Origin of the sequence: Bradyrhizobium sp. AZCC 1721, from assembly GCF_036924715.1 — a bacterium.
Lineage (GTDB): Bacteria > Pseudomonadota > Alphaproteobacteria > Rhizobiales > Xanthobacteraceae > Bradyrhizobium.
Window position 1 is genome coordinate 1,230,414 of the sequence record NZ_JAZHSB010000001.1, and the last position, 24,238, is coordinate 1,254,651.

Sequence of the window (24,238 nt, forward strand, 5' to 3'; positions counted from 1 at the left end):
CGTGATGGTGGGCACGCGGAGCCTGTCATCACTCCGCGAGCGGCCTTGCGCTCGTCGCCGGGCGCGCGTTCGCGCGACCCGTTGGTTTTGCCCACCCTACACAGCAGCTTCAAACCTGCCTCACCACCCCGGGCTGCCCGGAATCGCATTCCAAGGCGTCGCGATCCCAATTTGCCGCGATTGCCACGGCCTCATAGGTGCTGTGCAGGAAATCGAGCAGCGCCTTGTCGGGATCGGCAGCCGTCCGGACAGCGTCGTATGGTAGAATGAATTCGCCGAGCGCTTCGCTGAAGAACGCCGCATCCGGTTGCACCTTCGCCGCGCGAAAACCCGGCGGCTCGGGATAGGCATAGGAATAGAAGGCGGGATAATCGATAGCGCCACCGCCCGGCCAGAACCCGGCGCTGCTGACTTCGTGTGAATAGGCTTCATGTGCAACCGCGTCGGGCAAATGCGGCACGCCGCCGGGATGGCGTGGCGCGCGGCGTCCCGAGAAGCGCGTCACCGCGAGATCGAAACTGCCCCAGAAGAAATGCACCGGGCTGGCCTTGCCGAGGAAGCCGGTTCGGAATTGCTTGAAGATGCGGTCGCAGTTGACGAGAATTTGCAGGAAGCATCCGACGGCATCTGGATCGTAGGCGGCGTGCACGGTGTCCTCGGAGAATTTTATCGGATCGGGCAGTTCGTTCGGCATCTCGTCGATGGCAACGGCAATGCCGAGCTCGGCAAGCGCTGCCATCGTGGCAGCATAGAAGCTGGCGACCGAATGTCCTGCTAGCACAAATTGCTCTAGCGAGCCGTCGCTGGTCGAGATGCGCAGCGTGTGGTCAATGAAATCGAAGTCGATCTGGAACGTTCGTGCGCCGTCGGGCACTGGCGATGTCGTCAATCCGCGCGACGTGACATAAAGCGCCACGTGCCAGGAATGATTGAGCCATGGCGATTTAGCGAGGCGGATCTTGCCGACGATCTGGGTCCAAAGATGGAGCGTCGCATAGGTGTCACGCCACGCCGCGGTCGGCAATTCCGGCCACCGGACTTGCGAATTATTGCTCATGCTAGAACCTTTGCGTGCAGACCGGGAGGTCGAAGGCCTATCACGAATTCATAAGGCGTTTGGAAACTATACCTCACGATTTCGTGCATTCCGGGCAGCGCCGCGCGCTGCGCTCTCGAAGGACTAGATTGGGCGGCATTCGTAAGAGAGAACGCCGCCCATCGTTGCATCAGCCATGCAGCTTGTTCGCGGTCTCCGCGATTACGCGCCCCTGATAGCGCGCACCGGCGAGTTCGTTTTCGCTCGGCTGGCGGCTGCCGTCGCCGCCGGTGATCGTGGTGGCGCCATAGGGCGCGCCGCCGGTGATTTCGTCGAGCTTCATCTGGCCGGCAAAGCCGTAGTTCAGGCCGACGACCGTCATGCCGAAGTGCAAAAGATTGGTGATGATCGAAAACAGCGTGGTTTCCTGCCCGCCATGCTGGGTCGCCGTTGCGGTAAAGGCACCGCCGACCTTGCCGTGCAGCGCGCCCTTGGCCCAGAGGCCACCGGCTTGGTCGAGGAAGTTGGCCATCTGCGACGCCATCCGGCCGAAGCGGGTGCCGGTGCCGATGACGATCGCGTCGTAATTGGCGAGGTCCTCGATGTTTGCGATCGGCGCGGCCTGATCGAGCTTGTAATGCGAGGCCTTGGCGACCGCTTCAGGCACGAGCTCCGGCACGCGCTTGATGTCGACGGTGGCGCCGGCCTTGCGCGCGCCTTCGGCTACGGCATTCGCCATCGCCTCGATGTGACCGTAAGCGGAATAATAGAGCACGAGTACTTTCGCCATGGTGGTTGTCCTTTGGTTTTGATGTGAGTTGTTCTTGGGGGCTGTCATTGCCGGGCTTGACCCGGCAATCCATCAATCTTCAGAAAGACTCTTCCGAAGCGGGATGGATGCCCGGGTCATCTAGCGCGAAGACGCGCTTCGCGCTCTTGCCCGGGCATGACGAGCGGTGAATGGCTTAAGCCGCGTCGACCAGCACCAGTTCGGAATCTTCCAGCGCGGTAATCGTCAGCTTCGCCTCGTCGCGGATCGCAGCGCCGTCGCGGGCATTGACGCGCACGCCGTTGACTTCGACGCTGCCGGCCGCCGGCACGAGATAGAGGTGACGCGCCTTCGCCGCCTCGTACGCCGCGCTCTCGCCCGCCTTCAGCGTGGTGGCGAGCACCCGCGCATCGGCGCGGATCGGCAGCGCATCGTTGTCGCCGGCAATGCCGCTGGCGATGGTGACGAGCTTGCCGGAGCGATCCGACTTCGGAAACGGTTTGGCGCCCCAGGTCGGCTGGCCACCCCTCGTCGTCGGCTCGATCCAGATCTGGAAGATCTTGGTCTTGCTCGGCTCCAGATTGTACTCGGAGTGACGAATGCCGCTTCCGGCGCTCATCACCTGCACGTCGCCGGCTTCAGTCCGGCCCTTGTTGCCGAGCGAGTCCTGGTGCGTGATCGCGCCTTCGCGGACATAGGTGATGATTTCCATGTTGGCGTGGGGATGGGCGGGAAAGCCGGTGTTCGGCGCGATCTCGTCATCGTTCCACACCCGCAAGGCGCCGTGGCCCATATTGTCGGGATCGTAATGGCTGCCGAACGAGAAGTGGTGTTTTGCCTTCAGCCAGCCGTGATCGGCGCTGCCGAGTTTTGCAAATGGTCTGAGTTCGATCATGGGATATTCCTTCGTTGAAAGTTCTTGAATGAAGTGGCCGGGCGGCTTGCGCCCGGCCGCGCTGGATTTGAGTTACGCGCCGAAGCCGCCATCGACATTGAGCACTGTGCCGGTCACGAACGACGCTTCGGGACTCGCGAGAAAGACCACACCGGCTGCGATCTCTTCCGGCTTGCCGAAGCGCTGCAGCGCGTGCTGCTTGCGCTGGAGGTCGGCGATCTCGCGGTCGTCATCCGGGTTCATGTCGGTGTTGATCGAGCCCGGCTGCAGCACATTCACGGTGATGCCGCGGGGACCGAGGTCGCGCGCCGCGCCCTTGGTGTAGCCGACAACGGCAGCCTTGGTGGCGGCGTAATCAGCAAGGCCGGGGAATGAGGCGCGGGTCGCGATATCGGAGCCGATCGTGACGATGCGTCCGCCTTCTCCCATCAGCTTCGCCGCCGCGCGGATCGCGGTGATGACACCATCGACGTTCACGGCACTCTGCCGGGCCAATGCTGCAGTGTCGGCATTGGGATCATCGACCGCGCCGCCGACGGCAACGCCGGCGTTGTTGACGAGGATGTCGAGCCGGCCGAAATCCTTCGCGACCTTCTTCACCAGTTGGTCGACCTCGGCGGAGGATGCCTGATCGGCCTTGTAAGCGCGGGCGTTGACGCCCTTGACCTTCAACTCGGCGACAATCGCTTCCGCCTTGTCGGGGGAGGCGACATAACTGATCGCGACGTTGGCGCCTTCTGCCGCAAGCGCACGGGCAGACGCTGCGCCGATGCCGCGCGAACCGCCGGTGACGAGGGCTACCTTGCCTGAGAGCTTCTTGGTCATTGGATTTCTCCGTTGCTCGAATTCCGATGGCCACTGGATATGCCTCCCGCCGTGGTATAGAAATAGAAACTATTGAAACTCATTGTTTCCAATAAAGAGCCTTGAAGGTGATCCGAATGTCCAAGCTCCCGGATTTCGAGGCGCTGGCGATTTTCGCAAAAGTCGCGGAATTGCGGTCATTTGCGGCGGCCGCCACCGAGCTGGCGCTGTCCAAGGCCACGGTGTCCAAGGCCGTCAGTCGGCTCGAGCAGCGGCTCGGCGCGCGGCTGTTCAACCGCACCTCGCGGCGGCTGGCGCTGACCGATGCCGGGCAAAGGCTCGCCGAGCGCGCCGCGCGGCTCTTGGCCGACGGCGAGGATGCCGAGAACGAAGCCTTGTCGCAATCGATGGCGCCGCGCGGATTGGTGCGGCTCGCGGTGCCGATGACGTTCGGCGTGAAAGCCGTTGCGCCGATCTTGCCGGAATTTCTCACAGCCTTCCCGGAAGTCTCGATCGACCTTCACCTGAGCGACGCGACGGTGGATCTGATCGGCGAGGGCTTCGATGCCGGCCTGCGCATCGCGCGCCTGCCGGACTCGTCGCTGATCGCGCGGCGGCTCTGCGCGATGCCACGCTACACGGTCGCGGCGCCGTCCTATCTCAAGCGCCATGGCAGGCCGACGCATCCGATGCATCTGGCGGAGCATAAATGCTTCGGCTACGCCTATCTCTCGACGGCCGGCGTCTGGCACTACACCAACGCGTCAGGCGAGCAGGCCAGCGTGCGGCCCGCAGGCCAGCTCCGCGTCAACAATGGCGAGGCGCTGTTGCCGTCCGTCATCGCCGGCCTCGGCATCGCCGATTTGCCGGACTTCATTGTCGGCGACGCAATTGCATCCGGCGAGGTAGAAGTGATCCTGAAAGGCTGGCACCAGCCCGAAGGCGCGGTGCACCTGGTGACGCCGCCCGGCGGCCCAAGGCCTGCGCGCGTCGAAGTGCTGGCGGATTTTCTGGCCAAGCATTTTGCAAAAGCGAAGAAGCGGAAGCCGTGAAGTGTGCGCTTACCCCCCTGGAGGGGGAGGGTCGACTCACATTGCGCAAAGCGAAAATGTGAGACGGGGTGGGGTGATCTCTCCACTCGGGCACTGTTGGATGGGGAGAGACCGTCACCCCACCCCGCCGCTCATTGCATGAGCGTCGACCCTCCCCCTCCAGGGGAGGGTGGGCACGGCTATCGCAATGCCACCAGCTTCAGGCTAGGCTGCCTTCAACAACCAAAACAAAAGCATCGGGGAGAAACTACCATGAACCGCCGCGAACTCCTGAAAGTCGCCGCCGCATTGCCGCTTGCGCCAGCCGTGCTCCCCAACACCGTCTTCGCGCAAGGCCCATATCCCTCGCGCAACATCACCATGATCGTGCCGTTTCCGCCCGGCGGGCAGGCCGATCTCGCAGCGCGGCCGATCGCGCAGGCGCTGGAGCGGATCCTCGGCAAGCCCGTGATCGTCGACAACCGCGCCGGCGGCGGTGGTGGATCGGTCGGCAACGCGGCGGCGGCGCGTGCCGAGCCTGACGGGCACACACTATTGATGACGCTGTCTTCGCTTGCGGTGCTGCCCGAAGCCGACCGGTTGTTCGATCGTCCGGTGGCGTATGAAGTCTCGCAATTCGCGCCGATCGCGCGCGTGCTCGCCGATCCGACGCTGCTCGCGGTGCCGGCATCCGCGCCGTGGAAGACGCTGCAGGATTTTGTCGATGACGCTAAAAAGCGTCCCGGGCAAATTCCCTACGGCTCGTCCGGTCCCTACGGCACGCTGCACGTGGCGATGGAGATGTTTGCCGCGAGCGCCGGCATCAAACTGCTGCACGTGCCGTTCCGTGGCGCAGGGCCGGCGCTGACCGCACTCTTGAGCGGCACCGTGCAGGCAGTGGCATCGGCGCCGGGCACGCTGAAGCAACAGGTCGATGACGGCAAGATGCGCGTGCTCGCCAATTGGGGCTCCGAGCGCATCAAGAGTTTTCCCGATCTGCCTACCTTCAAGGAGCTCGGTTACAAGGATGTCGAGTTCTACATCTGGGCGGGACTGTTTGCGCAACGCGCATTGCCGGCGCCGATCACGACGCGGCTGCGCGAAGCGATGGCGGAAGCCGTGAAGGCGCCCGAGGTGGTCAAGACCTATGAGACCGCCGGCAGCCCGGTCGCCTACCTGGACGCGCCGGAATTTGCAAAATTCGTCGCGGAAGACAGCGCGCGGCTGGTCGCGGCGGTGAAGAAGATCGGCAAGGTGGAGTAGGGAACCCGCTTCACATTTTTTTGTTCGCACTAACGTCGCGTGGCCGCATTCATTCGACAGGCTTAGTGCCGTCGCCGCGCGGAGCTTCCGCGCCTGTGAAAATTAAAAAGAAGGGGACCTGTCCATGCAAACGCAGCGGATCGTCCTTGCACTCGCCCTCGCGATCGGCGGCGGAACTGGCGCTGCCGTTCCCGCTTTCTCGCAGGAATATCGCGGAACCTGGGAACAGCAGATGGCCTGCACGCCCGACGTCTGGCGGCTCTGCGGCGACCAGATCCCGGACGTCAGCCGGATCGTGGCATGTTTGCGGTATAATACGCCGCAGCTCTCCACCGGTTGCCGCGCCGTATTCGAATCGCAGGCCAACGCACAGCCGACGCCGCCTCCGCGCGGGGTGCCGCAACAGACGGTGCCGCGTTCGCGCGCGCCGCAACAAGTGCAGCCGCAGGCGGTGCCGCGCCAGCCGAGACCGTTCTTTGAAGAGGACTATTAGGTCGACGCTGCCTCGACGGGCCTGAGTTCGCAGACGTCGACCCATTCGGCTGACGTCAGTTCCGCCATGCGCGCAGGCGTAATCTTCACCGCGCTGTGGGTTGAGCCCGCGGCAGGCACCACGATGTCGAACGCCTTCAGCGACACGTCGCAATAGACCGGCAGCGGCGTCTTCAGTCCGAATGGACAGACGCCGCCGACCTCGTGCCCGGTGATCTCGGCGACCTCCTCGAGGCCGAGCATTTTCGGCTTTCCCCCGAACAGCGCCTTCACCTTCTTGTTGTCCATCCGCGACGTTCCGGCCGCCACGATCAGCACCACGCGGTCGCCGACCCGCAAGGACAGCGTCTTGGCGATCCGCGCCGGCTCGACGCCATAGGCTTCGGCGGCTAGCGCGACAGTGGCCGAACTCATCTGGGATTCGATCACGGAAATTTCGGGCGCCTTTTCTGCAAAGAAGGCGCGCACGGATTCTAGACTCATCTTGTTCAGGACCTTTGGGCAGACACCAGTGCGGGCAGTTCGGAGAGGCTGTGAATGCGATGATCGGGCTCGAATCCCAATTCATCCATCTGGGTGCGCAATATCTTGAACATCGTCAAGGGCGGGAGCGTCTCGCTTTCGAGGCAGGCCAGCGCCATCGCTTCCGGCGTCACCCGCTCGATCCAGGCGACGTTGAGCCCGAACGCCTTGGCGCCGCAGGCGTCCCAGGGATTGGAGGAGATGAACAGCACCTCGGCAGGTGGCACGTGCAGCACCTCCTCGATCAATGCGTAGACCTCAGGGCTGGGCTTGAAGATCTTCTTCGCGTCGACGCTGATGGTGGCATCGAGTACGCGATCGAGCCCGCTGTTGTGCACGAGCGCGCCCAGCATGCCGGGGCTGCCGTTGGACAGGATCGCGAGCTTGCGATCCTTCATCGCCGACAGCGCCGCCAGCGCATCCGGATAGAGATCGAGATGTAGATATTTCTCGATGATGCGTGCGAAGGCGTCATCATCATACTGCAGCCCGAGGCTGCGCAGCGTGTAGGCCAGCGCATCGCGCGTGGCGACCGAGAAATCCTGATAGCGTCCCATCAGCGAGCGCAGCCAGGTGTATTCGAGCTGCTTGATGCGCCAGACCTGGGTGATGATTTCGCCATAGCCCGGAAACGCGTCCTCGGTGACGTCAGCCACCGACTGGACATCGTAGAGCGTGCCATAGGCGTCGAAGACAACAGCTTTGATGGTCACTGCGTTGCACCCTCCCGCCGATCGTCGCGTCGAGAAACTCGCACCGCCGATCATACTCCTTTAGATGCCCAAAATCTTCCTTGCGTTGGCTTTCATCACCTTCGGCCTGATCTCCTCGCGGATCTCGAGCTTGGCGAAATCCGCCAGCCAGCGGTCCGGCGTGATCACCGGCCAGTCCGAGCCGAACAGCATCTTGTCCTGCAAAATCGAGTTGATGTAGCGCACCAGGATCGGCGGGAAATATTTCGGCGACCAGCCGGAGAGGTCGATATAGACGTTCGGCTTGTGGGTCGCGACCGACAGCGCCTCTTCCTGCCAAGGGAAGGAGGGGTGCGCGAGGATGATCTTGAGGTCGGGGAAGTCAGCCGCGACGTCGTCCATGTACATCGGGTTGGAATATTTTAGGCGCATCCCCATGCCGCCGGGCATGCCGGAACCTACACCAGTCTGCCCGGTGTGAAACAATGCGATCGCGCCGCCGTCGTTGATCGCTTCATAGAGCGGGTACGCCATGCGATCATTGGCGTAAAAGCCCTGCATGGTCGGATGGAATTTGAAGCCGCGGACGCCGTATTCCTCGATCAGCTTGCGCGCCTCGCGCACGCCGAGTTTTCCCTTGTGCGGATCGATCGAGACGAACGGGATCAAAACGTCGAGATGGTCGGAGGCGACCTCCAGCATCTCGTAATTGTTGTAGCGGCGGAAGCCGGTCTCGCGCTCGGCATCGACCGGAAAGATCACCGCCGCGATGTTCTTCGAGCGGTAATAGGCCGCAGTCTCCGGCACGGTTGGCGGATGCTTGTGCGGCGATTTGAAGTATTCGGCCATGCGCTCCTGAAAATCGTCATAGCCGTCGTCGCCATGCAGGCCGCAGGGCTCTTCCGCATGAGTGTGGATGTCGATCGCGACGACTTTCTCGATATCGGGCAGCTTGAGCTTGGGCATTTGAGTTTCCCGCCGGCTTGATTTTTGGGTCTGGAAAATTGATTATACTATATAACGAATTCCGCAAGGCGGCAGAAACAAAAGACGGAAAATAAGGGAGCACGGCATGGCCCAAACGCAGGCCTTCGAGACCGATTTCTGGAAAGACGCCAACATGAGAAAGGTCTGGGACGACATCGTTCCCGGCGAGCCGCGCAAGACCATCCCCTACACGCTGACCAAAGAGGCGATCGAGCTGTACTGCAAATCGGTCGGCGAAAGTCATCCGATCTATTTCGACGAGGCCTATGCGAAGACCACGCGCTATGGGGGGCTGATCGCGCCGCCCTCGATCCACATCCTCTTGATGTTCTCCTGCACCCCGGCGGATGATTGGATGCGCTCGCCGGGCACCGTCAATGCCGGGCAATCCTGGAGCTACAACATTCCGGCGCGGCCTGGCGACGTCATCACCTTGCAGGCCCGCGCGCTCGACAAGTTCATCAAGCGCGAGCGGCTGTTCGTGGTGCACGACAACGTCTTCTTTAATCAGAAGGACGACGTAATCTGTTCCGGCCGCGGCTGGACGATTCGGCCGATCTGAGCGGGGAGGTTGCGATGACCACGACGTTCGAAAAGCTCAGAGCCGGCGATGCCATCGACGGTCCCGCCTTCGCGGTTAGCCGCGAGTCCATCCGACTGTTTTGCGACGCTTCGCTCGACTACAACCCGCTGCATCTCGACGACGAGTACATGAAGGGCAGTTTCGGCAAGACCAATTTCGGCGGCATCATCATGCACGGCATGAACAATTTTGGCCTGATCTCGCGCATGATCACCGACTGGGCGTACCCTGCAGGCGCGATCCAACGCCGGCTCGAGACGCGATGGGTCAAGCCGGTCAGGCCGGGCGATACCATCCAGCCCACCGGAATCATCAAGGCCAAGCAGGTGACCGAAAAATCCCGTTGGGTGATGATCGACGTGGTGGTGAAGAACCAGACGGGTGAAAAGGTCGCGACCGGCGAGGCCCTGGTCGAGTTCCCGCGCGACCTGTTCTGCCAGTGAATCCGGAGAGTCTTCGGAAGGCCAGTCGATTCGGTACCGGTCGGAATGCCGGGCATCGATCTGCCCGCGTTAGGTCCGGAACGGGACAGATGGACCCCGAAAACGGCGCATCTGGATTGACATCCGCGCCCGCGCTGCTTAGAAACCGCCCCGTCCCGGGCGGTTGGCCGCTTTTCGGGATTAATGCGATTTTGCCACTTTCGGGTAGCTCAGGTTCGGGCCTCCAACACGGCCTTTCAAAGCATCAGGATTGTCCCATGAAGGTCCGTAACTCCTTGAAATCGCTGCGCGGCCGCCACCGCAACAACCGTCTGGTCCGCCGCAAGGGCCGGGTCTACGTGATCAACAAGGTGCAGCGCCGCTTCAAGGCCCGCCAAGGTTAATCCTGGCGGCCCAGCCGGCTTTTTTCTTCGCTTCACGGGTCTTTGACGATCTGCTGCTTTGCGGCGCGATTTTGCGCGTCTAGACTTGCTCCATGGTTTTGAGATTCCCAGGCGCCCGTAACTGCCGGATCGTGGTCCTCGCCGCTGTCATGACGGCCGTGCCGGCCGCTGCGTTTGCCCAGAACGACCCCAGGGTCATTCCTCCACCGAAATCCGAGAAGAAGTTACCGGAAGCGCCGAGCAAGCTTCCGAAGGTTGGCGCGGATCGCACCCGCGGGCTGGATTTCCTGTTCGGCGCCCTGAAAGCTGCCCCCGATGAAGCCAGCGCCAAACACGTCGAGGCGCGGATCTGGGCGCAGTGGATGCAGACGCCGAGCGACACGGCTGCGCTGTTGATGCTGCGCGCCAAGGCCGCGATGGATGCACAGAAGATCGACGTCGCGCTAAAACTGCTGGATTCTCTCGTCAAGCTGCGTCCCGACTACGTCGAGGCATGGAATCGTCGCGCCACGCTGTATTACCTGAAGAACGATTACACCCGTTCGCTCGAGGACATCCGGCAGGTGCTGATCCGCGAGCCCCGGCATTTCGGCGCGCTGGCCGGGCTCGGCATGATCATGCAGGAGATCGGCGACGAAAAGCGCGCACTGGAAGCGTTCCGCAAGGCGCTGGCGGTCAATCCGCATCTCGAGAAGGTGCCGGAACTGGTCAAGACGCTGACCGAAAAGGTCGAAGGCCGCGATATCTGAACTTTCGCGGCAACCAGGCCACTGCGAAAAGCTAGATCGTCACGAGCAATCCCCTCGTCGACGCCCAGGTCGGGCGGAAACATCTCATTCGGCACAAGCCGCCCGCAGAGACACCGGAAAATGAGCACCAACCAGAGTGCTCTTGAGCCGTTTGCGTCTTTGGAAGTCGGCTCACAAGGACCTAGTGTACGGCGTTGCTGCCGCGGGCCAGACCGTCGAGGCCTACTGCCGCGTAGATTTGCGCCAACTCCGTCTCAAGCTGCTCGTTGACCCGCAGCAGCGCCTTGAGTGCGCCGCGGATGTCGCCATTGCAACTCGCTACGATCTGATCGATGGCGGCTTCGCTTGCGTCGGAAATCATGGGTAGTCCTCCGATGATACGCTGGAACAATTTGTAGTGAGCGCCCCTGGTCCTGTGGATGTTGGGTACAGTGCAAGCGCCTGACTACCCCCCAATCAGGCACGCGCACACATGGCAAAAGTGGCAACGACACTGTACAAACTTGCTGATGACGTCAGTATGACCCCGCTATCCACAGGTTCGGCCCCCTGTGGACAGTCTCTAAAACCCGCGCCGGTCCGGGCCGTAGCTCGCTGGTGCAGAAAATCAGCCGGAAACTCTCGATGGTGGTGGTGACTCTAGTGGCGGCGCTGGCGGTGCTGGCGCTGGCCACGCAAGCCGGCGTTTTTCTCAGCGAACGGGCCCATCCGGCCCAGGGCCGGATGGTCGAGGTGGCGGGCGGAGCCCTGCATATCCTCGATATCGGTCCGCGCGATGCGGCGGGGCCGCCGGTCGTGATGCTGCACGGCGCCAGTTCCAATCTGGAAGTGATGCGGCAGCCGGTCGGGGAGCGGCTTGCCAGAAAGCACCGCGTGATCCTGGTCGACCGTCCCGGGCATGGCTGGAGCACCCGCACGCGCCTTCAGGACTCCACGCCCGACATTCAGGCCCGCATGATCGAGGAGGCGCTGGCCAAGCTCGGCGTCGGCCAGGCGATCTTCGTGGTGCATTCCTGGGCCGGCGCGTTGGGGGCGCGTATCGCGCTGGACTACCCGCAGGCTGTCGCCGGTTTGGTGATGCTCGCGCCGGTGGCCTATCCCTGGCCCGGCGGCGTCGGGCGCTACAACAAACTGATCGCCACGCCGGTGGTCGGCCCGCTGTTCGCCTACACCATCACACTGCCGCTCGGAATGCTGCTGGCGGATTCGGGCGCGCGGGGCGTGTTCCTGCCGCAGACCATGCCGGACGGTTTTGTCAAAAACACCGCCACGCCGCTGTTGCTGCGGCCGCGCGAATTCATTGCCAATGCGCGCGATCTGGTGACGCTGAAAGCGGCGGTCGCCGAGCAGGCGCCGCGCTACGGCGAGATCAAGGCGCCCGTCACCATCATCACCGGCGACGCCGATAAGACGGTGTCGACCAACACCCACTCACGGCCGTTCGCTGCGGCCGCCCCGAACGTGAAACTGATCGTGCTGCCGGGCGTCGGTCACATGATCCAGAATGCGGTTCCCGATCTCGTCATTGCCGAAATCGAGGCGATGATCGGCGCGTTGCCGCCGAGTGTGGCGACCGCAGCGGCGCCTTGAGCGTGCGCGTGGCCTGACGGCATTGGATGAGATACGATCAACGCGCGCGGGATTCCGCTGCTCGTCCCGCGAGGGATGAAGCTTAAGAGTTGCGATATCGGGCAGCTTACGTTCGAGGGAGAGCCCCATGTACGCCGCCATTCGTCAGGGCAAGGCCAAGCCCGGCAAGGCCGAAGAGCTGACACGCAGAATCAAGGAGGGCGCGATTCCCGTCATCAGCGGCGTCGAGGGCTTCATGGGCTACTATGTGGTCTATGCGCCCGACGATACGGTGATCGCGATCAGCCTGTTCAACAACTATGCGGCCGCCGAGGAATCCAACAAGCGCGCGCTGGCGTGGATCGAACACGACCTGGCGCCGCTGTTGACCGGACCGGCCACCGCGATGGCCGGACCGGTGATCGTGCACACGCTGGCTTGACGAGGCGAGTGCCGGAGCTCTCTCAATCAGAGCAGGGCTGAATTCTTCACCCTCCCCTGGAGGGGCAGGGTCGGCTCACATGGAGCGTAGCGAGATGTGAGACGGGGTGGGGTGATCTCTCCACTCGGGCACTGTTGGGTGGGAGAGACCTTCACCCCACCCCGCCGCTACGCGGCGACCCTCCCCCTCCAGGGGAGGGTAGCTCTCACTTCTGCTTCCCGTCCTTGTCGAACGAGGAGACATAGGCCCAGAGGTCGCCGGCTTCTTTCTCGTTCTTGATGCCGGCGAAGATCATCTTGGTGCCGGGAATCTTCGCCTTTGGATCCTTGATGTATTCGAGGAACACATCCTTGCCCCAGGTGATGCCGGAATTCTTGTTGGCTTCCGAATAGGCATAACCTTCGATGGTGCCGGACTTGCGGCCATCGAGCCCGTTCAGTACCGGGCCGACCTTGTTCTTGGCGCCCTCGCCGATCGCATGGCAGGCCAGGCATTTATTGAACGAGGTCTTGCCCGCGGCTGCGTCCTGCGCCAGCGCGCCCGATGACGCGGCCAATGAGGTAACGACGACCAGCGCGCTCAAAGTCGATATTTTCATGTGGTGCTCTTCGTTTCTTCCCAGAGAGGCGGATTTCTTGTGGCAGGCCCGCTTGGATTGGACAAGCCACGAAACTTTGACAGGTTTCACCATTGCCGACTTGTCCCAGAGAGAACTGATCGTTTGAGGCGTGGCAATCCGACCTTCGGATAGCCTACCCAAACCTTGGCAGACGTGCTTGATTTACCACCACAAATCGTTATTCGCCGGGCCTGGAGGATTCGCATGGCCATCATGATGCCGGCTTCCGATCAGGCGGTTCTGGAACGCCGGGATGCCATCGTTGCCGCTCTTCGCACGATCGTGCCGGGGGAGGGCGTGATCGACAGTGCGGCCGAGATGCTGGCCTATGAGTCCGATGGTCTCACCGCCTATCGGCAGCCGCCGATGGTCGTGGTGCTGCCCGATACCACGGAGCAGGTATCCAGGGTTCTCAAATACTGCTTCGAACAGGGCATCAAGGTGGTGCCGCGCGGCTCCGGCACGTCACTGTCAGGCGGCGCTCTGCCGCTCGTGGACGGCGTGCTGCTGGGCTTGGGCAAGTTCAAACGCATCCGCGAGATTGATTTCGATAACCGCGTGGTGGTCACCGAACCCGGCGTCACCAACCTCGCCATCAGCCAGGCGGTGGCGCATGCCGGTTTCTATTACGCGCCCGATCCCTCCTCGCAGATCGCCTGCTCGATCGGCGGCAATGTCGCGGAGAATTCCGGCGGCGTGCATTGCCTGAAATACGGTATGACCACCAACAACGTGCTGGGCTGCGAGATCGTGCTGATGTCCGGCGAGATCCTGCGCATCGGCGGCAAGGCCCGCCGAAAATTCTGGCTACGATTTGATGGGCATCATCACCGGCTCGGAGGGCCTGCTCGGCGTCATCACCGAGATCACGGTGCGAATCCTGCAGAAGCCGGAGACGGCCCGCGCCCTGATGGTCGGCTTCGCCGAGGTCGAGGCCGCCGGCGAATGCGTGGCACGGATCATCGGCGCCGGCATCATCCCCGGCGGCATGGAAATGATGGACAAGCCGGCGATCCACGCCGCCGAGGCTTTTGTTCACGCCGGCTATCCGCTCGATGTCGAGGCGCTTCTGATCATCGAGCTCGATGGTCCGAGCGTCGAGGTCGACGAATTGATCAAGCGGGTCGAGGCAATCGCGCAAGGTTGCGGCTCGACGAGCTGCCAGATTTCGACGTCGGAGGCCGAGCGCAATCTGTTCTGGGCCGGCCGCAAGGCGGCGTTTCCGGCGGTGGGGCGGATATCGCCGGACTATCTCTGCATGGACGGCACGATTCCGCGCGGTGCGCTGCCGAAGGCGCTCGCGCGCATCCGCGACCTCTCGGCGAAATACGATCTGCGCGTCGCCAATGTGTTTCACGCCGGCGACGGCAATCTGCACCCCTTGATCCTTTACGACGCCAACAAGCCTGGCGAGATCGAGCGGGCGGAAGCCTTCGGCGCCGACATCCTGCGGGCCTGCGTCGAATTCGGCGGCGTGCTCACCGGCGAGCATGGCGTCGGCATCGAGAAGCGCGATTTGATGGGCGAGATGTTTTCCGAAATCGACCTCAACCAGCAGCAGCGCCTGAAATGCGCCTTCGACGCGCAGGGCCTGCTCAACCCCGGAAAAGTGTTTCCGACGCTGCATCGCTGCGCCGAACTCGGCCGCATGCACGTGCACGCCGGCAGACTGGCGTTTCCGGACATTCCGAGATTTTAGTGATGAAGCCCGAACTTATGCGCGCACCGGAGCGGTTCTGTTACGAGCACCACCCGTGCGGCTCACCCCTCTCCCCAACCTCGAGAGCGAGCTTTGCTCGCCTCGGACCCCGCAAGGGGGGAGGGAGCCTGATGAGCGCGCTCACCTCACTTTGCCTCACAGCGCCAGCGTCCTGTGAGCGAGCAGGAGTATCGCGACTCGTCAGGGACGCACGGGTGGATGGGCTCCCTCCCCCCTTGCGGGGTCCGAGGCGAGCAAAGCTCGCTCTCGAGGTTGGGGAGAGGGGTAAGCCCCGGACGCTGACCGGAGAGAGGCAGCGACTCTGTATCAGCAAACCGCGGGCGATGATCGGCACGATAAGCCGCGGTCACGCCATGCATGCCATGTGCAGCTCAGGTGCGCCGTGGACACGCTAAAAGTACGTGACGCCAAGGACGTCGAGGATGTGGTGCGGGCGGCGATCGCCGGCGAGCAGCCGCTTGAGATCGTCGGCCATGGCACCAAGCGTGGCATCGGCCAGCCGATGGCGACCAATGCCGTGCTCGATGTGTCGGCGCTGAACGCCGTCAGCGCCTATGAGCCGAACGAGCTGATCATCACGGTGCAGGCCGGCGCCCCGCTCGCTGACGTGCAGTCGCTGATCGATTCCAAGAACCAGCAATTCGCCTTCGAGCCGATCGATACGTCCGCACTGACAGGCGTATCCGGCAACGGCACCATTGGAGGCATGATCGGCTCAGGTCTCGCCGGTCCGCGCCGCATCAAGGCCGGCGGCGCCCGCGATCACCTGCTGGGCGCGCATGCGGTGTCCGGCTTCGGCGACAGCTTCAAGACCGGCGGACGGGTGGTGAAGAACGTCACCGGCTACGATCTCTGCAAGCTCCTGACGGGGTCGTGGGGCACGCTGGCGGTCATGACCGAAGTCACGCTGAAGGTGATGCCGAAGCCTGAGAGCGAGCGCACGCTGGTGCTCGCAGGCCTCGACGACGTGGCCGCGAACCGGGCGATGACCGCAGCACTCGGCTCGCCGTTTGACGTCTCGGGCGCGGCGCACCTGCCGAATTCGGCGTTCCGCCCTGCGACCGGCGCGCTTGCGGATTTTGCCTCTCAGGGGCGGGCGGTCACGCTATTGCGGCTCGAAGGCATCGCAGCTTCGGTCGCGGATCGCGCCGCTTCGCTGGGCAAAGCGCTTGCGCCGTTCGGGTCGGTGGAAATGCTTGAGGACGCTGCCTCGGCAACACTCTGGAGCGCGATCCGTGACGCCGAACCTTTCGCCGCAAGCGGCGCGCTCGGCGCCTGGCCGGTGTGGCGGATCGTGTGTCCGCCGGCATCCGGCGGCGCGCTCGGGCAGGCGCTGGCGCGCGAGACCGGGGGTGACGTGATCTATGATTGGGGCGGCGGCCTGATCTGGGCGGCCTTGCCGCCCAAGCCGGACGCGCTAACCGCGATGGTGCGTCAGCGCGTCGAGGCGGCCGACGGCCACGCCTCGCTGATCCGCGCGTCCGAAGAGACCAGGCAGAATGTCGACGTCTTCCATCCGCAATCCGGCGGCATCGCCGCGCTGAGCGAGCGCGTGCGCCACAGCTTCGATCCGAAGATCATCCTCAACCGCGGCCGGATAGTGAGGGTATCTGTGTCATGAAAACCGAATTCTCACTGGCCCAGCTCGCCGATCCCGATATCGCCGAAGCCGACAAGATCCTGCGCGCCTGCGTGCATTGCGGCTTCTGCACCGCGACCTGTCCGACTTACGTTCTGCTCGGCGACGAGCTCGATAGCCCGCGCGGGCGCATCTACCTGATCAAGGAGATGCTGGAAAAGAACCGCCCGCCGACGGCGGAGGTGGTCAAGCATATCGACCGCTGCCTTTCCTGCCTGGCCTGCATGACGACCTGTCCGTCCGGCGTGCATTACATGCACCTGGTCGATCAGGCGCGGGTCCGGATCGAGCGCGACTATTCGCGGCCGTTGACCGAGCGGGCCTTGCGCGCGGTGCTGGCGCTGGTGCTGCCGCGGCCAGAGCTGTTTCGCGCCAGCATGATCATGGCGCGGCTCGCCCGCCCGTTCGCGGCCCTGCTACCGGCGAAGGCGGCCGCGACCCCCGGCCTGATGCGGCGAATCAAGGCGATGCTGGCGCTCGCGCCGAAACGCCTTCCGCCGCCGGGCCCCTCGGGCGGCAGCGTGTTTCCGGCCCAGGGCGAGAAGCGCGGGCGGGTCGCCCTATTGCAGGGCTGTGCCCAGCAGGTGCTGGCGCCGCGCATCAACCAGGCGGCCATCAATCTCCTGACGCGCCACGGCATCGAGGTCGTCCTGGTCAGGGACGAGCAATGCTGCGGCGCGCTCACCCACCACCTCGGGCAGGACGGCGACGCGCTGGCGCGGGCCCGCGCCAACATCACGCTGTGGAAAAAGGAGGCGGAACAAGGCGGCCTCGATGCCATCCTGATCACGGCGTCGGGCTGCGGCACGGTCATCAAGGACTATGGTTTCATGCTGCGCGAGGATCGCGATTTCGCTGGCCCCGCAGCGCAAATCTCTGCGCTGGCAAAGGATATCACCGAGTATCTCGCCGGCATCGCGCTCACGCCATCGAGCCAGAAAGGCGACGTGACGGTGGCCTATCACTCGGCCTGTTCGCTGCAGCATGGACAGAAAATCACAGCCCTTCCGAAAGAATTGCTTTCCAAGAATGGATTCGTGGTGAAAGATGTACCTGAGAGCCATTTGTGTTGCGGTTCGGCGGGGACCTACAACATTCTCCAGCCTGACATTGCGAGCAGGTTGCGCGATCGAAAGGTCGCCAACATTGCGACAGTCAAACCGGACATGATCGCTGCGGGCAATATTGGGTGCATGGTGCAAATTGCCGGCGGTACGTCAGTTCCTGTGGTGCACACGATTGAGCTTCTCGATTGGGCGACGGGAGGTCCCAGGCCAGGATTGAATTGATCGATCGGCCCTTGGGCATGATCCGGAAGGCCTGCTCCGCAGCTCGACAGCGGATCGGCATCCGGTTTTCCTCGGGGCAGGCGCGCGCTAAGCGTCTCGCCCGGAGATCATGCCCAGACAAGGATGGAGCGGGAGGGCACTTCGAAGAAGTGTCGCCCCGGTCTAGCCTGCGGACTATCGAAGCGCTCGACAGCATGGACAAGCGCAACAGGAGGACCACGATGGCGAAGAAGAGTAAGAAGGCGAAGAAGGCTAAAAAGGCCAAGAAGGCCGTAGCGGCGAAGAAGAAGTCCGCCAAGAAGTCGGCGAAGAAGGCTGCCAAGAAATCAGCGAAGAAGGGCGCCAAGAAGTCGGCGAAGAAATCCGCCAAGAAGGCGGCCAAGAAGTCAAAGGCCGCACCGAAAAAGGCTGCAAAGAAGAGCCCGGCCAAGAAAAGGAAGGCGGCTGCCAAGCCTGCCGCTCCCCAGCCGCAGCCGGCGATGACGGAGCCCGAACCGACGCCTGCGCCGAGCTGGGCTTCTCCGGAGCCGTCCAACCCGTCATGGGGATCGGGCTCCTCCAACGGCGGCGATCAGCACTAGCTCGCTCGCCGAGACCGGACATTTCGAGAGGCCGCAGCGTCCCACCCGCTGCGGCCTTTTCGTTGGGACTGGCCGAAAGGAGTGGCGAAGCGACCAGAGCGGTATTTTCACGGGGAGGTTGATTCGTAAGAGCCGCTCTCCGGTGTGTCACCGGTGCCGCGTTTTTCCGGTTCCGTACGTCGCCGGCCAATCAGGAAACCTGTAAAAACGTTGTGAGAATGCAACACCTGTCGAGAACATTTCTGGAAATGGCCTAAACGCCTAAAAAGGCGGCACGTGCTTGACTTTTTTGCTTCACGACCATGACGCCGCGGCCCACTCTGTGACCGCGTTAAGACATTTGGCCGCAGTCGGTTATCGCTTGCCCGGGGGGCCGCCGGAGCTGGACTGTCAAGAAGGGTGATGGGGATCGATATGAAGAAAGTGGCTTTGTTAGCAACGGCGCTGGCAATGGTGTCCGGTTCGGCTCTCGCCGCGGATATGCGGGTGAAGGCCGTCAAGGCGCCGCCGCCGGTCGCGTTCGATCCCTGGGATATCGCCTTCGGCGCCGGGATCACCAACGACTACATCTTCCGCGGCATCACCCAGTCCAATCACAAGCCCTCGGTCAACGCCTATTTCGAGCCGCGCTACAACGTCACCAAGGACCTCCAGCTCTATGTCGGCCTGGGTGCCGCGAGCATCTCGTTCCCGAACCGCGCGGCCGCTGAAGTCGACGCTTACGGCGGTGTCCGCGCGACGTTTGGTGCTTTCGCTGTCGACGTCGGTGCCTGGGGCTACCTCTATCCGGGTGGCACCTGCCACTACGGTGCGGCAACTGACACTGCCGGCGTCCCGCTCAGCCTCGAATGCCAGACGAATGCTCTGCTCAACGGCAACGTCATCAAGAAGGACCTCAGCTTCTTCGAGGTCTATGGCAAGGTGAACTACACCTTCAACGACAACTTCTCGCTGGGCGGCAATGTCTATTATACGCCGAGCTTCCTCAACACCGGCGCCGAAGGCACCTACGCTTCGATCGTCGGCAAGGCGATCGCGCCGAGCGCCTGGTTCGGCGCCAGCGGCATCGGCATGTATGTGTCGGGTGAATTCGGCCGTCAGTGGCTCGGTACCTCCGACTCCTTCTACGGCGTGGCTGCGTTCCCGAACGGCATCAACTATGCCGATTACAACACCTGGAACATCGGCATTGGCTTCACCTACAAGGTGTTCACGCTGGACTTCCGTTACTCCGACACCAACCTGTCGCAGGGTGATTGCAACGCCTTCACGAGCGACCATACCGCGACGTTCAACGGCAGCTTCACGCCAATCAATCCGACTGGCGTTGGCTCCAAGTGGTGCGGCGCTGCCGGCATCGTCAAGCTCTCGGCTGACCTGACCGCGATGACCAACCTGAAGTAAGATCTTCCTGTCAAAGACGAGGGGGCGGCAGAGCGATCTGCCGCCCCTTTTCTTTTGGGTAGCGCAGATGAAACGGGATTGGCGGCGCGCGGCGTATCGGGCGATCTCCCGCAACGATCACCGCAACGTTCTGGCCGGCGCGGTCGCGGGCCTCGGCGGCGCGATTGCCATCGGCGTCATGGAGTGGTTTTCGTTCGCCGCGCATTATCCGCTCGCGGTGATTCCGTTCGCCACCTCGATCGTGCTGGTGATCGGATCGCCTGACGTGGCGCCGGCGCAGCCGCGCGCCCTGATCGGCGGTCACGTGGTGTCGGCCCTGGTCGGCCTCGCCGTGCTGAAACTGACGGGACCGCAGGCCTGGGCAGCGGCCGCCGCCGTCGGCCTTTCGATTCTGGCGATGTACGTCACCGGGACCTTTCACCCGCCGGCAGGCATCAACCCGCTGCTGGTGGTCTCAGGCAATCTGCCCTGGACATTCCTGCTCGCGCCGGTGCTGGCCGGCGCGCTGCTGTTGACCGCGTTCTCCTACATCTGGCACCGCTGGGTGCGCCGCCAGCCATGGCCGCGGCGCTGGCTGTAGGGAAGGGACGATGCCGCACTACGGCTACGACGCCGCGGCGCTCTTGCTGTCCTGCAGCGCGAATCCGTCTCCCGCTCGGGCAAGCACGACATTGCGATCATGGAAGACGTCGAGCGTCGAACGATGGCCGATCGAGACGATGGTGGTCGCCGGCAATTTGGCCTCGAGCAGGCGATACAGCGCCGCCTCCGAAGGTTCGTCGAGCGACGCCGTCGCCTCGTCGAGGAACAGGTATTGCGGCACATGCAACAGCGCCCGTGCCAATCCAAGCCGCTGCTGCTCACCGAGCGACAGCGTCCGATTCCAGTGCCCGTGTTCATCGAGTTGCGACGCGAGCTTCGGCAGCCCGACCAATTCGAGTGTCTGGCTGATCTGCGCAGGCGTGAACGCGCCTTCCTTGGCCGGATATTCAACCGCCGCCCGTAGCGTCCCGGTCGGGAAATACGGCCGCTGCGGCAGCATCATCAATGTCGCCCCGGCAGGCACGGCGATCGAGCCAGAGCCGAACGGCCAGATGCCGGCGATGGCGCGGAACAGCGTGGATTTGCCGGAGCCGGACGGGCCGGTAACCAGCGTGCGCTCGCCTCTGCGCAAGCTGAATCCATCTGTGTTCAACAGCGGCGTTCCGTTCGGCAGACGCAGTGCCAATCCCTTGAGGTCGATGGCGCCTTCGCCCGCCTTGACCACGTGAATTCGCTCGCTGCGGGTTGCCAGTTCGCCCGCCGCCACGATCCCCGCCTCAAACCCGTCGAGGCGGTTGACCACGGCCTGCCATTCGGCAAGCTGACGATAGATGGAGATGAAGAACGACAGCGCGCCCTGCACGTTCGAAAACGCCGATGCGGTTTGCATCATGCCGCCGAGCTGAATCTTCTCGGCGAAATAGGCCGGTGCCACCAGTACATAGGGAAAGACCACGGAAGCCTGATTGTAGCTCGCCGTGAACGCCGTTATCTTCTTGGTCCGGCTCATGATGGCGAGCCAGTTCTCCACCACGCGTCCGAAGCGAACGAGCAGGCGCTCACGCTCGGCCTGCTCGCCGCGCAGCAGCGCGATCTGCTCGGAATTTTCGCGCACGCGCACCAGGTTGAAGCGAAAATCTGCTTCATATTGCTGCTGCCGGAAATCGAGGCCCACCAGCGGCCAGCCGATCAGGTGGGTCAGGATGGTGCCGAGCACCGAGTAGATCAATGCGCCCCAGACAAGGTAGCCGGGAATTGCATATTCCTGGCCGAATAGGTGCAGCGGTGCGGCGTTCGAAAGTGCCCAGAGTATGGCGACAAAGGATACCAGCGTAACAATCGAGTTCAGCAATCCCAGGCCAATGTTGAGCGTGCGATCGACGAACAGCTTGACGTCGTCGGTCATGCGCTGGTCGGGGTTGTCGGCCGCGTCCCCCTGAAGCTGCATCCGGTAGTGGTTGGCCTGACGTAGCCAGTCACCGAGATATTGCGCGGTCATCCAGCGCCGCCAGCGGATTTGCAGCCATTGATTGAGATAGAGCTGATAGACCGCCAGCACGACAAAGATGGTGACCACGACGCAGAAATAGATGATCTCGCTGACGAAGGAGTCCCAGTTGCGATCCTGCAGCGCGTTGTAGAAGCGGGCGTTCCACTGAGTGATCAGGACGTTGATGGCGACGATGGCAAGCTCGATGGCGATCACCGCGGCCAGCAAGCCGCGGCCGGCCCATTTGTCCTCGGAACGGAAATAGGGGGCGGAGATGCGCCACACCGTGGCGAGTGTCGAGCGGAGGTTTTTCACAGGATTGCCGTCTCCGGGATGGGGCTTAAGGCCCTGAAGGAATGGAGGAATCAGGCTCTACTACTAGGTTATGGATTTCGCCTGCCTGCGGCGGCTTGTCGCACCCTCGGCTAGACCCTAGCATGGCTGTGAGGGCGAGGGGCAGCGGCCATCGAACCTTCGCGAGGTTGTGAGCGTTGGCGGTGCCAGGGCTGCCCAACCCCGCTTTTCCAAGTTGTTCCCGCCAATCGCTCAACCCATGCCCGGCCACCCACGCTGGCGGGCCAACAACAATGTCGGGAGAACCGCAATGTGGGATCAAATCTATAATCCGCTTGGCAACACGGCATTGTCGACGATCGCCGCCGCCGTGCCTGTCGTCACGCTGTTGGTGCTGATTGCCAGTGGCAAGGTCAAGGCGCATCTCGCGGCCATCATTGCGCTGATCGCAGCCAACATCATCACGATAGGCATCTTCACCATGCCCGCCGGCATGTCGATCCGCGCCTCGTTGCTTGGCGTCGTGGTCGGCTTCTTCCCGATCGGCTGGATCGTTCTCAACGTCATCTTTCTGTATCGCATCACGGTCGAGACCGGGCGGTTCGAACTGCTGCAGCGGGCGATCGGCGGCGTCACCACCGACCGCAGGCTGCAGCTCCTGTTGATCGCGTTCGCGTTCGGCGCCTTCTTCGAAGGCGCCTCCGGCTTCGGCACGCCGGTCGCGATCACCGGCGCCGTCCTGATCGGGCTCGGCTTCTCGCCGCTGGCGGCCTCCGGCCTCTCGCTGATCGCCAACACCGCGCCGGTCGCCTACGGCGCACTGGGTACGCCGATCCAGGGGCTGGCGTCGGTGACCGGCCTCGATCCCTACGTGCTCGGCGCCATGGTCGGCCGGCAGTTGCCGTTCTTCTCGCTGATCGTCCCGTTCTGGCTGATCTGGGCGTTTGCAGGCTGGCGCGGCATGGTGGCGATCTGGCCGGCCATTCTCGTCACCGGCGTCTCCTTCGCAGTCCCGCAGTTCGTGATCTCGAACTTCATCAATCCCTGGATCGTCGATATCGGCGCCTCGCTGATCTCGATGGGCTGCCTGATCCTGTTCCTCAAAGTGTGGCAACCGCGCGAACTCTGGACGTCGCCCGCATTGCGCGGCCACGATGAATCGGCAGCGACCATGGCGCCGGCCAAGCCGCTGAATACGGCCAAGCTCAGCCAGGCGCAGCTCTGGAGCGCGCTGCTGCCGTGGATCATCGTCTGCGTCGTCATGCTGATCTGGGGCAGCGGCATGTTCAAGAACTGGGCGAATTCGATCTTCGTCTGGAAGTATCAGGTGCCCGAGCTGCACAACATGATCAACAAGGTGCCGCCGGTCGCCGCCAAGCCGACGCCGGAGGCCGCATTGTTCGACTTCACCTATCTGTCGTTCACCGGCACCGGCATGCTGATCGCCGCAATCATTTCAGGCTTCCTGATGGGCTTCTCGCCGGCGAAGATGATCGCCGAATACGGCCGCACCATCAGGCTGTGCGCGATCTCGCTGATCACGATCTCGGCGATGCTGGCCATCGGCACGCTGACGCGGCTCTCCGGCGTCGACGCCACGCTAGGCCTCGCCTTTGCCGCGACCGGCGTGCTCTATCCGTTCTTCGGCACGCTGCTCGGCTGGCTCGGCGTGGCGCTGACGGGATCTGATACCGCGTCCAACGTGCTGTTCGGCAATCTGCAGAAGATCACCTCCGAACAGCTCGGCCTGTCGCCGGTGCTGATGGCCGCCGCCAACTCGTCCGGCGGCGTCATGGGCAAGATGATCGACGCGCAATCGATTGTCGTCGCCTCGACCGCGACCAACTGGTACGGCCACGAAGGCTCGATCCTTCGCTACGTCTTCCTGCATTCGATCGTGCTGGCCTGCCTCGTCGGCGTGCTGGTAACGCTGCAGGCCTACGTCTATCCGTTCACGATGATGGTGCTGAAATAGGCGCTATCGACTCTCTCGCCAAAAA

The 24,238-nt window shown here is 63.1% G+C and carries 25 protein-coding genes and 1 pseudogene; 16 read left to right on the forward strand and 10 right to left on the reverse strand.

Going from position 1 to position 24,238, the window contains the following annotated elements:
* Positions 1–109: 109 nt before the first annotated feature.
* The 4 genes from V1273_RS05905 to V1273_RS05920 form a co-directional block, all read right to left on the reverse strand.
* A complete protein-coding gene (locus V1273_RS05905) occupies positions 110–1,057 on the reverse strand; it encodes a DUF5996 family protein (RefSeq protein ID WP_334409013.1) in 948 nt (315 codons plus the stop codon).
* Between the two features lie 169 nt (positions 1,058–1,226).
* Positions 1,227–1,826, reverse strand: a complete 600-nt coding sequence (gene wrbA / locus V1273_RS05910; RefSeq protein WP_334409015.1) for an NAD(P)H:quinone oxidoreductase — start codon at positions 1,824–1,826, stop codon at positions 1,227–1,229.
* Between the two features lie 175 nt (positions 1,827–2,001).
* On the reverse strand, positions 2,002–2,700 hold the full coding sequence (locus V1273_RS05915; protein ID WP_334383660.1) for a pirin family protein: 699 nt from the start codon (positions 2,698–2,700) through the stop codon (positions 2,002–2,004).
* Positions 2,701–2,772: 72 nt separating this feature from the next.
* Positions 2,773–3,525: an SDR family NAD(P)-dependent oxidoreductase gene (locus V1273_RS05920; protein WP_334383659.1), complete on the reverse strand. Its 753-nt coding sequence runs from the start codon at positions 3,523–3,525 to the stop codon at positions 2,773–2,775.
* A gap of 116 nt (positions 3,526–3,641) precedes the next feature.
* Between V1273_RS05920 and V1273_RS05925 the strand changes: the two genes are divergently transcribed.
* The 3 genes from V1273_RS05925 to V1273_RS05935 all read left to right on the forward strand — a co-directional run bounded on the left by V1273_RS05925 (position 3,642) and on the right by V1273_RS05935 (position 6,291).
* Positions 3,642–4,556, forward strand: coding sequence for a LysR family transcriptional regulator (locus V1273_RS05925; protein WP_334409016.1), 915 nt, complete (start codon positions 3,642–3,644; stop codon positions 4,554–4,556).
* 252 nt (positions 4,557–4,808) lie between these two features.
* Positions 4,809–5,798 carry a tripartite tricarboxylate transporter substrate binding protein gene (locus V1273_RS05930; protein ID WP_334409017.1) on the forward strand — a complete coding sequence of 330 codons (990 nt, stop codon included), beginning with the start codon at positions 4,809–4,811 and terminating at the stop codon, positions 5,796–5,798.
* 124 nt (positions 5,799–5,922) lie between these two features.
* On the forward strand, positions 5,923–6,291 hold the full coding sequence (locus V1273_RS05935; RefSeq protein WP_334383657.1) for a hypothetical protein: 369 nt from the start codon (positions 5,923–5,925) through the stop codon (positions 6,289–6,291).
* Here V1273_RS05935 and V1273_RS05940 read toward each other — a convergent pair.
* The 3 genes from V1273_RS05940 to V1273_RS05950 are packed head-to-tail and all read right to left on the reverse strand — an operon-like array spanning position 6,288 to position 8,470.
* Complete coding sequence (locus V1273_RS05940) at positions 6,288–6,773, reverse strand: YbaK/EbsC family protein (RefSeq protein ID WP_334409018.1); 486 nt, start codon at positions 6,771–6,773, stop codon at positions 6,288–6,290. The two genes, V1273_RS05935 and V1273_RS05940, sit on opposite strands and share 4 nt — an antisense overlap.
* A gap of 5 nt (positions 6,774–6,778) precedes the next feature.
* On the reverse strand, positions 6,779–7,525 hold the full coding sequence (locus tag V1273_RS05945; RefSeq protein WP_334409019.1) for a haloacid dehalogenase type II: 747 nt from the start codon (positions 7,523–7,525) through the stop codon (positions 6,779–6,781).
* 60 nt (positions 7,526–7,585) lie between these two features.
* A complete protein-coding gene (locus tag V1273_RS05950; protein ID WP_057838072.1) occupies positions 7,586–8,470 on the reverse strand; it encodes an amidohydrolase family protein in 885 nt (294 codons plus the stop codon).
* A gap of 106 nt (positions 8,471–8,576) precedes the next feature.
* Here V1273_RS05950 and V1273_RS05955 point away from each other — a divergent pair, with 106 nt between their 5' ends.
* The 4 genes from V1273_RS05955 (at position 8,577) to V1273_RS05970 (ending at position 10,649) form a co-directional block, all read left to right on the forward strand.
* The gene (locus tag V1273_RS05955) at positions 8,577–9,053 is read left to right on the forward strand and encodes a MaoC family dehydratase (RefSeq protein WP_334409020.1); all 477 of its coding nucleotides are present in this window, start codon (positions 8,577–8,579) and stop codon (positions 9,051–9,053) included.
* Between the two features lie 14 nt (positions 9,054–9,067).
* The gene (locus V1273_RS05960) at positions 9,068–9,517 is read left to right on the forward strand and encodes a MaoC family dehydratase (RefSeq protein WP_334383653.1); all 450 of its coding nucleotides are present in this window, start codon (positions 9,068–9,070) and stop codon (positions 9,515–9,517) included.
* A gap of 257 nt (positions 9,518–9,774) precedes the next feature.
* On the forward strand, positions 9,775–9,900 hold the full coding sequence (ykgO, locus tag V1273_RS05965) for a type B 50S ribosomal protein L36 (protein WP_002718645.1): 126 nt from the start codon (positions 9,775–9,777) through the stop codon (positions 9,898–9,900).
* Positions 9,901–10,049: 149 nt separating this feature from the next.
* Positions 10,050–10,649, forward strand: a complete 600-nt coding sequence (locus tag V1273_RS05970) for a tetratricopeptide repeat protein (protein WP_442893803.1) — start codon at positions 10,050–10,052, stop codon at positions 10,647–10,649.
* 181 nt (positions 10,650–10,830) lie between these two features.
* Here V1273_RS05970 and V1273_RS05975 read toward each other — a convergent pair whose 3' ends face one another.
* On the reverse strand, positions 10,831–11,010 hold the full coding sequence (locus V1273_RS05975) for a hypothetical protein (RefSeq protein WP_028351545.1): 180 nt from the start codon (positions 11,008–11,010) through the stop codon (positions 10,831–10,833).
* 263 nt (positions 11,011–11,273) lie between these two features.
* Between V1273_RS05975 and V1273_RS05980 the strand changes: the two genes are divergently transcribed.
* Both V1273_RS05980 and V1273_RS05985 read left to right on the forward strand, forming a co-directional pair.
* The gene (locus tag V1273_RS05980; RefSeq protein WP_334409022.1) at positions 11,274–12,239 is read left to right on the forward strand and encodes an alpha/beta fold hydrolase; all 966 of its coding nucleotides are present in this window, start codon (positions 11,274–11,276) and stop codon (positions 12,237–12,239) included.
* A gap of 127 nt (positions 12,240–12,366) precedes the next feature.
* On the forward strand, positions 12,367–12,660 hold the full coding sequence (locus V1273_RS05985) for an antibiotic biosynthesis monooxygenase (protein ID WP_334366701.1): 294 nt from the start codon (positions 12,367–12,369) through the stop codon (positions 12,658–12,660).
* Positions 12,661–12,865: 205 nt separating this feature from the next.
* On the opposite strand, the gene cycA is transcribed toward V1273_RS05985, so the two are convergent.
* Positions 12,866–13,258, reverse strand: coding sequence for a cytochrome c-550 CycA (gene cycA / locus V1273_RS05990; RefSeq protein ID WP_334366702.1), 393 nt, complete (start codon positions 13,256–13,258; stop codon positions 12,866–12,868).
* Positions 13,259–13,483: 225 nt separating this feature from the next.
* Between cycA and V1273_RS05995 the strand changes: the two are divergent.
* The 6 genes and pseudogenes from V1273_RS05995 (at position 13,484) to V1273_RS06020 (ending at position 20,492) form a co-directional block, all read left to right on the forward strand.
* Positions 13,484–14,978: pseudogene (locus tag V1273_RS05995) on the forward strand (FAD-linked oxidase C-terminal domain-containing protein).
* A gap of 403 nt (positions 14,979–15,381) precedes the next feature.
* The gene (locus V1273_RS06000; protein WP_334409023.1) at positions 15,382–16,620 is read left to right on the forward strand and encodes an FAD-binding protein; all 1,239 of its coding nucleotides are present in this window, start codon (positions 15,382–15,384) and stop codon (positions 16,618–16,620) included.
* Entirely contained in the window at positions 16,617–17,927 is a 1,311-nt protein-coding gene (gene glcF, locus V1273_RS06005; protein WP_334409024.1) for a glycolate oxidase subunit GlcF, read from the forward strand. Before V1273_RS06000 ends, glcF begins: the two co-directional genes overlap by 4 nt.
* A gap of 221 nt (positions 17,928–18,148) precedes the next feature.
* Positions 18,149–18,508, forward strand: a complete 360-nt coding sequence (locus V1273_RS06010) for a histone (protein WP_334409025.1) — start codon at positions 18,149–18,151, stop codon at positions 18,506–18,508.
* Between the two features lie 414 nt (positions 18,509–18,922).
* Positions 18,923–19,912, forward strand: coding sequence for a TorF family putative porin (locus tag V1273_RS06015; protein ID WP_334409026.1), 990 nt, complete (start codon positions 18,923–18,925; stop codon positions 19,910–19,912).
* 67 nt (positions 19,913–19,979) lie between these two features.
* Positions 19,980–20,492: an HPP family protein gene (locus tag V1273_RS06020; RefSeq protein WP_334409027.1), complete on the forward strand. Its 513-nt coding sequence runs from the start codon at positions 19,980–19,982 to the stop codon at positions 20,490–20,492.
* Between the two features lie 24 nt (positions 20,493–20,516).
* On the opposite strand, the gene V1273_RS06025 is transcribed toward V1273_RS06020, so the two are convergent.
* On the reverse strand, positions 20,517–22,259 hold the full coding sequence (locus V1273_RS06025) for an ABC transporter ATP-binding protein/permease (protein ID WP_334383642.1): 1,743 nt from the start codon (positions 22,257–22,259) through the stop codon (positions 20,517–20,519).
* 289 nt (positions 22,260–22,548) lie between these two features.
* Between V1273_RS06025 and V1273_RS06030 the strand changes: the two genes are divergently transcribed.
* Positions 22,549–24,213: an L-lactate permease gene (locus V1273_RS06030; RefSeq protein WP_334383641.1), complete on the forward strand. Its 1,665-nt coding sequence runs from the start codon at positions 22,549–22,551 to the stop codon at positions 24,211–24,213.
* Positions 24,214–24,238: the final 25 nt, after the last annotated feature.

What these genes read in the sequence shown, in the direction of transcription:
- V1273_RS06030 (WP_334383641.1), top strand. Translation starts at nt 22,549, where the DNA reads ATGTGGGATCAAATCTATAATCCGCTTGGCAACACGGCATTGTCGACG.
- V1273_RS05930 (WP_334409017.1), top strand. Translation starts at nt 4,809, where the DNA reads ATGAACCGCCGCGAACTCCTGAAAGTCGCCGCCGCATTGCCGCTTGCG.
- V1273_RS05955 (WP_334409020.1), top strand. Translation starts at nt 8,577, where the DNA reads ATGGCCCAAACGCAGGCCTTCGAGACCGATTTCTGGAAAGACGCCAAC.
- V1273_RS05970 (WP_442893803.1), top strand. Translation starts at nt 10,050, where the DNA reads ATGACGGCCGTGCCGGCCGCTGCGTTTGCCCAGAACGACCCCAGGGTC.
- V1273_RS05960 (WP_334383653.1), top strand. Translation starts at nt 9,068, where the DNA reads ATGACCACGACGTTCGAAAAGCTCAGAGCCGGCGATGCCATCGACGGT.
- ykgO (WP_002718645.1), top strand. Translation starts at nt 9,775, where the DNA reads ATGAAGGTCCGTAACTCCTTGAAATCGCTGCGCGGCCGCCACCGCAAC.
- glcF (WP_334409024.1), top strand. Translation starts at nt 16,617, where the DNA reads ATGAAAACCGAATTCTCACTGGCCCAGCTCGCCGATCCCGATATCGCC.
- V1273_RS06010 (WP_334409025.1), top strand. Translation starts at nt 18,149, where the DNA reads ATGGCGAAGAAGAGTAAGAAGGCGAAGAAGGCTAAAAAGGCCAAGAAG.
- V1273_RS05905 (WP_334409013.1), bottom strand. Translation starts at nt 1,057, where the DNA reads ATGAGCAATAATTCGCAAGTCCGGTGGCCGGAATTGCCGACCGCGGCG.
- V1273_RS06020 (WP_334409027.1), top strand. Translation starts at nt 19,980, where the DNA reads ATGAAACGGGATTGGCGGCGCGCGGCGTATCGGGCGATCTCCCGCAAC.
- wrbA (WP_334409015.1), bottom strand. Translation starts at nt 1,826, where the DNA reads ATGGCGAAAGTACTCGTGCTCTATTATTCCGCTTACGGTCACATCGAG.
- V1273_RS05920 (WP_334383659.1), bottom strand. Translation starts at nt 3,525, where the DNA reads ATGACCAAGAAGCTCTCAGGCAAGGTAGCCCTCGTCACCGGCGGTTCG.
- V1273_RS05925 (WP_334409016.1), top strand. Translation starts at nt 3,642, where the DNA reads ATGTCCAAGCTCCCGGATTTCGAGGCGCTGGCGATTTTCGCAAAAGTC.
- V1273_RS05915 (WP_334383660.1), bottom strand. Translation starts at nt 2,700, where the DNA reads ATGATCGAACTCAGACCATTTGCAAAACTCGGCAGCGCCGATCACGGC.
- V1273_RS05950 (WP_057838072.1), bottom strand. Translation starts at nt 8,470, where the DNA reads ATGCCCAAGCTCAAGCTGCCCGATATCGAGAAAGTCGTCGCGATCGAC.
- V1273_RS05980 (WP_334409022.1), top strand. Translation starts at nt 11,274, where the DNA reads ATGGTGGTGGTGACTCTAGTGGCGGCGCTGGCGGTGCTGGCGCTGGCC.
- V1273_RS05935 (WP_334383657.1), top strand. Translation starts at nt 5,923, where the DNA reads ATGCAAACGCAGCGGATCGTCCTTGCACTCGCCCTCGCGATCGGCGGC.
- V1273_RS05975 (WP_028351545.1), bottom strand. Translation starts at nt 11,010, where the DNA reads ATGATTTCCGACGCAAGCGAAGCCGCCATCGATCAGATCGTAGCGAGT.
- V1273_RS06015 (WP_334409026.1), top strand. Translation starts at nt 18,923, where the DNA reads ATGAAGAAAGTGGCTTTGTTAGCAACGGCGCTGGCAATGGTGTCCGGT.
- cycA (WP_334366702.1), bottom strand. Translation starts at nt 13,258, where the DNA reads ATGAAAATATCGACTTTGAGCGCGCTGGTCGTCGTTACCTCATTGGCC.
- V1273_RS05940 (WP_334409018.1), bottom strand. Translation starts at nt 6,773, where the DNA reads ATGAGTCTAGAATCCGTGCGCGCCTTCTTTGCAGAAAAGGCGCCCGAA.
- V1273_RS05985 (WP_334366701.1), top strand. Translation starts at nt 12,367, where the DNA reads ATGTACGCCGCCATTCGTCAGGGCAAGGCCAAGCCCGGCAAGGCCGAA.